Genomic DNA, 9,296 nt, shown 5'->3' with positions numbered 1-9,296 from the left:
GTGCTCCAGCGCCCAAGCAGCCACCAGGACAGCAACGGCATCGGCAGCAACCGTACCGGTGCGCGGTATACCAGCGACTGCATCGCGCGTAGTGAACGCCACGGCGACCGCGCGAAGGTGGTGGAGAGAATCAATCCGCGCAGCAGCGGCGGCGGGTGCGCGGCGATGGCCAGCGCCAACGGTCCGGAGAACGACTCACCCAGCAGCACGTATGGGGTGGTAGTGGGCAGCGCCTGCCGCACGAACGCGTCGAGCTCGATGTAATCGAGCGCACGGTCAACCGGATAGGCAATGACGGTGGTGGCAATACCCTGTGCGTGCAGGGCGGCGCAGAACGCCGCGTGCTGCGTGCCGGTAGCATCCAACCCCGGCAGTATCACCAGATGTGGCGGGCCCGGCGACAGCGTGCCAGGCAACTGCATCAGCGGCTGGCGTCGGCGGCCGTGATCTGGGTGTCCTTGACCGGCGCCACGCCCAGCGACGACGTCGGGTCGACGATCACCATGGTTTCGGTCGAGCCGTCCGGCCAGACCACCTGGAACGTACTGCCCGCCGGCAACGAAGCGAAGGGCATGCCGCTCTGCGCGCGGTACACCGCAGCCACCTGGCTGGCACCGGCGCGGCGCACGTCTTCGTGTGCCTTCACCGAGGTCAGGGTCACCTTCGACAACTTCCGGTAGCGGTCATCGTAGGTGTCGATCATGACCAGGCCCACGGCACCGGCCGAGTAGGCCACGAACAATGCCACCCAGAACCAGAACTTGGCACCATGCAGGAATCGACGGTAATTCATGACCGGTCACTCCGCTTGATCAACTGCTCAACCAACGTTTTCATTTTCCCCGCACCTTGCCGCGAAACCGCAGCGTCATACACAAAAGTGGCGAAGTCCTGCCCACCGTCCTGCGAACAGATCCCTCCGTTCGCGCAGAAATTGTTCATCAATACACTGTCCGGCCCGCAGGCCATGCCCAGCTCGCACGCCGCCAGGCGCCAGGCCAGTTCACTGAACTGGTCGCCGGCCACCAGGCCCTGCAGGGCGCCGTCGCCACTGGCGCGCTGGCCCATGGCGGTGGAAATGGCCATGTACGCTTCTGGATCACGCGAATCCATCACCCGCTCCACCAGGCCACGGCGGTACTCGGGGGTGTCTTTCAATGGCTGGCCATCGGCAAACAGCGCCGCCTCGGCCGCCAGGTTGCCTGCGCGCGCAGCCAGCACGCGCTGGGTGACAATCAACGAGCGGCCAAGGCCGTCGCTGGAGACGAATCCCGCGCAACGGCGCGCTACACGCTCGCGTGCCTGCACCATCGGCGAAGATGCGTTCATGCCCAGCCCGGTAAGCACGTTGTTGTCGAGCTGGTAACCGCCCGGGTCCATCGCATAGATCGCGCAGTAGTCATACACGCGGCTGACCATCCAGCCTGCCTCGGCATTGCCGTTGGCCGCCTGCAGGCGCAGGCGCTGGGCGTAGGCGAACAGGTCGGTGTCGCCCTCGATATCGGCGCGGATGTCCAGCGGCAATCCCGACGGCACCGCCGTGCTGCGCTCGCTGGCCAGCAACTGGCGCGCCAACTGCTGGGCCTGCAGCGGCGCAGCCGACCCCGTGCCGACCTGCAGCTCACTCACCGCAGCCGACGCGTGGTCGGCCTGCAGCGCACGGCCGCCCGCGCGGTAGCCCACCACCCCCAGCAACGCCAGGGCCGGTACCACCAGCAGCCAGGTTTTGAGCGTGGGCGCGAGGGCCATTCAGCGAACCGGTTCAAAGGAGACAGACAGCAGGATGCGGAGTTTAGCAATGGCGTACCCTGTTGTCTGAACAGGCCGTCGCGTCGCTTCTCACCGCCGTCTGAGACGGACGTCGCCGCGACCGTCCGCAATCGTCTAGCATTCACCGTTTTCCGCAGGTCCTTATTGCCCATGCCGTTCCTGGAACTCACCCTCCACTGCACCGAAGCCACCCAGCCGCGCTATGAGAATGCGCTGGACGACGTGGGCGCGCTGGCGGTGACCCTGCTCGACGCCGATGCCGACACCAGCAACGAGCGCGCCATCCTGGAACCTGGCGTGGGCGAAACCCCGTTGTGGAATGACCTGGTGCTGAGCGCCCTGTTCCCCGCCGATTCCAATGCCCTGGCGCTGCTGGCCGCGCTGGAGGCGTTCGACCCTGGCCTGGAATGGAGCGATGTCAGCTTCCGCGCCGTGCAGGACGAGGATTGGGAACGCGCTTGGCTGGACCAGTTCCAGCCGATGGCCTTCGGCGACCGCACCTGGATCGTGCCGTGGAACCACGAACTGCCCGAGGCTGCGCAAGCCGCTGATGCTGCCGTGGTAAGGCTGGACCCGGGCCTGGCGTTCGGTTCGGGCACCCACCCCACCACCGCGCTGTGCCTGCGCTGGCTGGACGGGCTGGCCGCCGAAGGCGCGTTGGCCGGGCAGACGGTACTGGATTTCGGTTGCGGCTCGGGCATCCTGGCGCTGGCTGCGCTCAAGCTCGGCGCGGCCAGGGCCGTGGGCGTGGACAACGATCCGCAGGCGGTACTCGCCACGGGCGACAACGCCGAGCGCAACGCGCTGCAGGACCGCATGCAGGTCTACCTGCCGGCCGACGAACCGCAGGCCACCTATCCGGTGGTGGTGGCCAATATCCTGGCCTCCGCGCTGGATGCGCTGGCCGATGTGCTGGCCGCACGCGTGGCACCAGGCGGCCGCATTGCGCTGTCGGGCATCCTGCATGGGCAGGAAGACGAACTGCTGGTGCGGTATGCGCCCTGGTTCGAGCAGCTTGAAGTGGCGCGCGACGACGACTGGATGCGCATCACCGGCGTGCGCCGTGCTTGAATGACCCGATGAGCGAACCGACTCCGCCACCGCGACGTCCCCTGGCCACGTTCCTGCGTGCGTCCGCTGAACCCACGCCCGAGGCGGTCGACGCGGTCGCCCCGGACAGCGAGGCGGACAACAACGAGGACAATCCCGTTGTTGCCGAGGCGTATGTGGAGGACATCGAGCAGACCGAAGCGGACATCGACCCCGCTCCGGTCGCGGTGGCCGAGCCCATCGCGCCCAACGGTGCTGCCACGCACGCCCCCAGTTTCATGCGCGCCCCCGAACGTGCAGCACCCACGCCGCGTTGGCAGTGGGCGCTGGTCGGTGGCCTGGTCGTGCTGCTGTCGCTGCAGATCGCCGTCGCCGACCGCGCGCGACTGGCCGCCGATGCTGGAAGCAGGCCGTGGATTGCCGGGCTGTGCAGCGTGCTGCGCTGCAGCCTGCCGGCCTGGCAGGAACCGGCCGCCTTCAGCATGATCAGCCGCGATGTGCGGCCGGTGCCCGGCCAGCCCGGCGCGCTGCAGGTGCAGGCCAGTTTCCGCAACGATGCCCGCTGGGCACAAGCCTGGCCGTCGCTGCGGCTGTCGCTGTCCGACGCCGATGGCCGCGTGATCGGTACCCGCGTGTTCGCGCCGCACGACTACCTGGACCCTACGGCCGATGCCGCTTCCGTACTGGAACCGGGCCAGAGCGCGCAGATCGCGTTCCGGGTGCGCGAACCGGCGGCGTCCACCGTCGCATTCACCTTTGAGTTCCTGTAACCCGGCGTCCTGCCAACGAGCGTGGCGGCACGGCCACGCACGCGCTAGACTGGCCCCCTCCAAATTCTCCGCCAGGGTTGTGGTCCGCCCTGGCTTCGCACCGGGATCCTTCTTGAACGCTGTCCTTTCTCGTCCTGACAATAGTCGTGGCGCGCCGAAGCCGCCGCTGCGCGAACACGTGGCCCAGTCGGTCCGGCGTTACCTGCGCGACCTGGACGGCTGCGATGCGGATGACGTGTACGAGATCGTCCTGCGTGAAATGGAAATCCCGCTGTTCGTGGAAGTGCTCAACCACTGCGAAGGCAACCAGAGCCGCGCGGCGTCGATGCTGGGCATCCACCGTGCCACCCTGCGCAAGAAGCTGAAAGAGTACGGCATCGCCACCTGAGGCCCCGGTGGGGGTGCGGGACGGCCTACAATATGGGCCCGCTCCGCTTCGATCTCCTGCCCCCATGAGTTCCGATCTGCTGCCCGTGCGCCGGGCCCTGCTTTCCGTTTCCGACAAGACCGGTCTGATCGACCTGGCCCGCGCCCTCGCCGCGCGCAACGTCGAGCTGCTTTCCACTGGCGGTACCGCCAAGGCAATCCGCGACGCCGGCCTGCCGGTCAAGGACGTGGCCGACGTCACCGGCTTCCCGGAAATGATGGATGGCCGGGTCAAGACCCTGCACCCGCTGGTGCACGGCGGCCTGCTTGGCCGTGCCGGCCAGGATGAGGCGGTGATGGCCGAACATGGCATCGCGGCGATCGACCTGCTGGTGCTGAACCTGTACCCGTTCGAGCGCGTCACCGCCAACGCGGACTGCACGCTGGCCGATGCGGTGGAAAACATCGACATCGGCGGCCCGGCCATGTTGCGATCGGCGGCGAAGAACTTCGCCCGTGTTGCAGTGGCCACCGATCCGTCGCAGTACGCCGAATTGCTCGCCGAGCTGGATGCCAATGATGGCAGGCTGTCGGCCGCCAAGCGCTTCGCGCTGTCGGTGGCCGCGTTCAACCGCGTGGCGCAGTACGACGCGGCGATCAGCAACTACCTGTCGGCGCTAACCGCCACCGATGCGGCCGTGCCGATGCGGACCGAGTTCCCGGCGCAGATGAATTCCAGCTTCGTGAAGGTCATGGACCTGCGCTACGGCGAGAACCCGCACCAGGCCGGCGCGTTCTACCGCGACCTGTCGCCGGTGGCCGGCACGCTGGCCACGTTCCAGCAGCTGCAGGGCAAGGAACTGAGCTACAACAACCTGGCCGATGCCGATGCCGCATGGGAATGCGTGCGCCAGTTCGATGCGCCGGCCTGTGTGATCGTCAAGCATGCCAACCCGTGTGGCGTGGCCGTGGGCGCCGGCAACGGCGATGCCTACGAATTGGCGTACGCCACTGACCCGACCAGCGCCTTCGGCGGCATCATCGCCTTCAACAAGCCGCTCGACGCCGCCACCGCCAAGGTCATCCTGGACCGCCAGTTCGTGGAAGTGCTGATCGCTCCGGATTACGAACCGGCTGCGCTGGAGTACGCGCAGAAAAAGGCGAACGTGCGCGTGCTGCGCATTCCGCACGGCGAAGGCCGCAACAATTACGACACCAAGCGCATTGGCTCGGGCCTGCTGGTGCAGAGCGCGGACAACCGTGGCATGCGCCGTGACGAACTGACCGTGGTCAGCAAGCTGGCCCCGACCGAGAAGCAGTTCACCGACCTGCTGTTCGCCTGGAGCGTGGCCAAGTTCGTGAAGTCGAACGCGATCGTCTACGCCAAGGACAACCGCACCATCGGCGTCGGCGCTGGCCAGATGAGCCGCGTGTATTCGGCGCGCATCGCCGGCATCAAGGCCGCCGACGCGAACCTGGTGGTCGAAGGTTCGGTGATGGCGTCCGACGCGTTCTTCCCGTTCCGCGACGGCATCGACGCCGCCGCCGCCGCCGGCATCAAGGCGGTGATCCAGCCGGGTGGTTCGATGCGCGACGCCGAAGTGATTGCCGCGGCTGACGAACACGGCCTGGCGATGGTGTTTACCGGCGTGCGTCACTTCCGCCATTGATTGTCACAGGGATCCGGTTGCTGCCGGATCCCTTTTTTCTTCCCCCCTTGTTGCGAGAACAGCCTTGAAGATCCTCGTCATCGGCTCCGGCGGCCGTGAACATGCCCTGGCCTGGAAGCTGGCCCAGTCGTCCCGTGTCACCGAGGTGCTGGTTGCACCGGGCAATGCGGGCACCGCCACCGAGGCTGGCTGCCGCAATGTCCCGGTGAAAGTCACGGACCTGGACGGGCTGCTGGCACTTGTGCAGGCGGAAGGTGTCGAGCTGACCGTGGTCGGCCCGGAAGTGCCGCTGGTGGCCGGCGTGGTCGACCGCTTCCGCGCTGCGGGCCACCGCATCTTCGGGCCGACAGCGAAAGCGGCGCAGCTGGAAGGAAGCAAGGCCTACGCCAAGGACTTCCTCGCCCGCCACAACATTCCCACCGCGTTCTATGCCGTGCATACCGAGGTGGATGCTGCGCTGGCCTACGTCCGCGACAAGGGCGCACCGATCGTGGTCAAGGCCGATGGCCTGGCCGCGGGCAAGGGCGTGATCGTGGCGATGACCCTGCAGGAGGCCGAAGACGCGGTGCGCGACATGCTGTCGGGCAATGCGTTCGGCGATGCCGGCGCGCGCGTGGTGATCGAGGAATTCCTCGATGGCGAGGAAGCCAGCTTCATCTCGATGGTCGATGGCACCACGGCGCTGCCGATGGCCACCTCGCAGGACCACAAGCGCGTGGGCGATGGCGATACCGGCCCGAACACCGGCGGCATGGGCGCGTATTCGCCCGCACCGGTGGTTACCGAGGAGGTGCACGCACGGGTGATGCGCGAGGTGGTGAACCCCACCGTGCAGGGCATGATCGCCGATGGCATTCCGTTCACGGGCTTCCTTTACGCCGGGCTGATGATCGATGCCAGTGGCGCGCCGAAGGTGATTGAATTCAACGTGCGCTTCGGCGACCCGGAAACCCAGCCGGTAATGCTTCGCCTGCAGTCGGACCTGGTGGAACTGGTGGAGGCGGCGATCGATGCACGCCTGCATGAAGTGGAAGCGCGGTGGGACCCGCGTCCGTCGCTGGGCGTGGTGATGGCGGCGGCGCCGTATCCGGAAACGCCGATCACCGGTGATGTGATCCACGGGCTGGACCAGGTGCCGTCTACGGCCAAAGTGTTCCACGCCGGCACCACGCTGGACGCGCAGGGCCAGGTGCTCAGCGCTGGCGGCCGCGCGTTGTGCGTGGCCGCGCTGGGCGACAGCGTGGGCGATGCGCAGGCCAACGCGTATGCGGGCGTGGCGAAGGTGACGTGGAAGAACGAATTCCACCGCAATGACATTGGCTGGCGGGCTATCGCGCGCGAGAGGGCGTAAGAGCAGCCGACTAACAGTCGGCTCTACCCCCGGTAGGTGCCCACCGTTGGTGGGCACGCCTTTGGCCCAACAAAAAACCCGGCGATGCCGGGTTTTCTGTTTGATGCGTGCGTTGACGGATCAGGTGGTGAAAAGCGCCTTCAGCGGACGGATGCGCTGGAGGTGCGATCCTGCTTGAGGAGTACTGCCACCACTTCGTTCATTCCCTTCACGCTTGCCAGTGCATCGGCCGTGAAACCGTCGCCATCCACCACACTTGGGACTGCTCCAGCATCAAGCAATACATGCACCTTGCCAAGGTCCTCGGGGAACTCCCCGTACCTGACAACGTGGTGCAGGGCTGAACTGCCGCTCCATGTTCGATTCACGTCCAGGTGCGGGTACCTCTCTAGAAACGCTTGCAGCTGGCGTGGTGTCCAGTGATTGACGCGGGCAACGAGCATCTTCCCGAGCAGCAGTTGCTCAACGCTGTTGCCGCCAACGCCAGCTTGGACGAGGCTGTCGAGGTCCTGCTCGGCGAAGGCAAACGTTTCAAGCAGGCGCTCCACCGCCGCTACGCCCCCGCCTTGAGCGGCGGCCGTCAGCACCTGCACGCGCTCGCTGTAGGAAATGCTGGTGTTGTCGGAGAAGTGCTGTACAGCCGCCGCGTCGCCTAGGACGGCGACGTCGATGAACTGGCGCATCAGCCTGCACTTCCAGTCATCGATGGCGGCAACCACGTCCGACCGCTGGTTCTCGTCTGCCAACCAGCGGGCAGTAGCGCCGTTCTCGTCCCTCATGAATACGTCCGCACCACGCTGCAACAGCTCCATGACGCGGGCGGTGTCTCCCGCTTCAGCCGCTTCATGCAGCTGGGTCCTGCCCTCGCGACCGCGGCAATTGATTACCATCGAGCCGTAGCTGGCGTGGCCGCAGAGTGCGATGGCATCCATCGGTGGCGAGGCCGGCGCCGCATTCTGCGGAAGTTGTTCTCGAGGAATCGGCGCAGCGGAAGCACCTGCGCCGGGTACGGTGGATCCAATCATCGCGATATCGCATTTGCCGTGGGGGCAGGAAGCGTAATTGCCATGGGTGGCGTCGCGCTTTCCAGAATCCATCAGCATGGCGGCTGGTCGACATGCTGCCGGCAAAAACAAAAAACCCGGCGAGGCCGGGTTTTCTGTCTACAGCGTTGGATGCCGCGTTACGCGGTGAACAGCGCCTTCATCTTCTTCAGCGCGTTCGCTTCGACCTGGCGGATGCGTTCGGCGGACACACCGTATTCATCGGCCAGCTCCTGCAGGGTGACCTTGCTGTCGGCATCCAGCCAGCGGCGACGGATGATGTCGCGTGAGCGGGCGTCGAGCTCGGCCAGGCCTTCGCGCAGCAGCTGCAGCTGGTTGTCTTCGCTGTCGGCACGCTCGTAGGCCATCGACGGATCTTCATCGTTGGCGACCAGGAACGCAGCCGGCGACGGCGGCGCATGCTCGTTATCGTCATCGCTGGGCGCATCGAAACCGATGTCGCGACCCGAGAGGCGCGATTCCATTTCCAGCACTTCGCGTTCGGACACGTTGAGGTCCTTGGCGACAGCAGTGACTTCCGCCGCGTTCAACCAGCCCAGGCGGGTCTTGGACTTGCGCAGGTTGAAGAACAGCTTGCGCTGCGCCTTGGTCGTGGCGACCTTGACGATGCGCCAGTTCTTCAGGATGAACTCGTGCATTTCGGCACGGATCCAGTGCACCGCGAACGACACCAGGCGAACGCCCATGTCCGGGTCGAAGCGCTTCACGGCCTTCATCAGGCCGATGTTGCCTTCCTGGATCAGGTCGCCCAGCTGCAGGCCGTAGCCGTTGTAGCCACGGGCCACGTGCACCACGAAGCGCAGGTGGGAATGGACCAGCTCGCGCGCGGCGTCCAGGTCCTGCTCGTCGCGGAAGCGGCGGGCCAGGTCCTGCTCGTCATCGACCGTCAACACCGGGATCTGGTGCACGGCGCCGATGTAGGCGTCCAGCGAACCGAGCGCACTGGGAATCGGAAGATTGTTTGCCACAAGGGCAGTAGACATGTTCTGGCTCATAGGGGTCATCTTATCAGTCCTGTATTTGGACTGCTGACAGTTCAAAAAGTTCCAGCGTTCCGCAGGTGAAACGCTGACGCAGATCAGGCCCCTAACGTACCGCGAAATGGTGACAGTTGCGAGTGGCTGCCCTTCGACGCAATTCCAATATAAATCAATATGATACGGAGACAAACGTCACCGCCACGTCGTTTTGGGCAGGACAATCCCACAAAGATCGGCCCATTCAGGATGAAAACGTTGCCAGGCATTCAGCCGAA

9 protein-coding genes and 1 pseudogene are annotated in these 9,296 nt (G+C 65.8%); 5 read left to right on the top strand and 5 right to left on the bottom strand.

Going from position 1 to position 9,296, the window contains the following annotated elements; genetic code table 11:
• From KVS69_RS08965 to KVS69_RS08955, 3 genes and pseudogenes are all read right to left on the bottom strand, one after another.
• Positions 1 to 422 (bottom strand): annotated as a pseudogene (locus KVS69_RS08965) (lysophospholipase); the annotation flags it as partial.
• Entirely contained in the window at positions 422 to 793 is a 372-nt protein-coding gene (locus tag KVS69_RS08960; RefSeq protein WP_068854224.1) for a hypothetical protein, read from the bottom strand. The gene KVS69_RS08960 and the pseudogene KVS69_RS08965, both read right to left, overlap by 1 nt.
• Positions 790 to 1,749, bottom strand: a complete 960-nt coding sequence (locus tag KVS69_RS08955; RefSeq protein ID WP_068854225.1) for a hypothetical protein — start codon at positions 1,747 to 1,749, stop codon at positions 790 to 792. Before KVS69_RS08955 ends, KVS69_RS08960 begins: the two co-directional genes overlap by 4 nt.
• 171 nt (positions 1,750 to 1,920) lie before the next feature.
• Here KVS69_RS08955 and prmA point away from each other — a divergent pair, with 171 nt between their 5' ends.
• The 5 genes from prmA to purD all read left to right on the top strand — a co-directional run bounded on the left by prmA (position 1,921) and on the right by purD (position 6,977).
• On the top strand, positions 1,921 to 2,841 hold the full coding sequence (gene prmA, locus KVS69_RS08950) for a 50S ribosomal protein L11 methyltransferase (protein ID WP_217537810.1): 921 nt from the start codon (positions 1,921 to 1,923) through the stop codon (positions 2,839 to 2,841).
• A gap of 8 nt (positions 2,842 to 2,849) precedes the next feature.
• Entirely contained in the window at positions 2,850 to 3,590 is a 741-nt protein-coding gene (locus KVS69_RS08945; protein ID WP_217537809.1) for a DUF3426 domain-containing protein, read from the top strand.
• Positions 3,591 to 3,702: 112 nt separating this feature from the next.
• The gene (gene fis / locus KVS69_RS08940; RefSeq protein WP_068854228.1) at positions 3,703 to 3,978 is read left to right on the top strand and encodes a DNA-binding transcriptional regulator Fis; all 276 of its coding nucleotides are present in this window, start codon (positions 3,703 to 3,705) and stop codon (positions 3,976 to 3,978) included.
• A 64-nt stretch (positions 3,979 to 4,042) separates the two neighbouring features.
• Positions 4,043 to 5,626, top strand: a complete 1,584-nt coding sequence (gene purH, locus KVS69_RS08935; protein ID WP_217537808.1) for a bifunctional phosphoribosylaminoimidazolecarboxamide formyltransferase/IMP cyclohydrolase — start codon at positions 4,043 to 4,045, stop codon at positions 5,624 to 5,626.
• 64 nt (positions 5,627 to 5,690) lie between these two features.
• A complete protein-coding gene (gene purD / locus KVS69_RS08930; RefSeq protein ID WP_217537807.1) occupies positions 5,691 to 6,977 on the top strand; it encodes a phosphoribosylamine--glycine ligase in 1,287 nt (428 codons plus the stop codon).
• A gap of 140 nt (positions 6,978 to 7,117) precedes the next feature.
• Here purD and KVS69_RS08925 read toward each other — a convergent pair whose 3' ends face one another.
• Both KVS69_RS08925 and rpoH read right to left on the bottom strand, forming a co-directional pair.
• A complete protein-coding gene (locus tag KVS69_RS08925) occupies positions 7,118 to 8,080 on the bottom strand; it encodes a hypothetical protein (RefSeq protein WP_217537806.1) in 963 nt (320 codons plus the stop codon).
• Between the two features lie 80 nt (positions 8,081 to 8,160).
• Positions 8,161 to 9,036 carry an RNA polymerase sigma factor RpoH gene (gene rpoH, locus KVS69_RS08920; RefSeq protein ID WP_068854233.1) on the bottom strand — a complete coding sequence of 292 codons (876 nt, stop codon included), beginning with the start codon at positions 9,034 to 9,036 and terminating at the stop codon, positions 8,161 to 8,163.
• Positions 9,037 to 9,296: the final 260 nt, after the last annotated feature.

The organism is Stenotrophomonas sp. GbtcB23, assembly GCF_019091045.1.
In the GTDB taxonomy this organism is placed as follows: Bacteria; Pseudomonadota; Gammaproteobacteria; order Xanthomonadales; family Xanthomonadaceae; genus Stenotrophomonas; species Stenotrophomonas rhizophila_A.
Note: the sequence above shows the minus strand (reverse complement) of the source record. Positions and strands in the feature narration are given on the sequence as shown.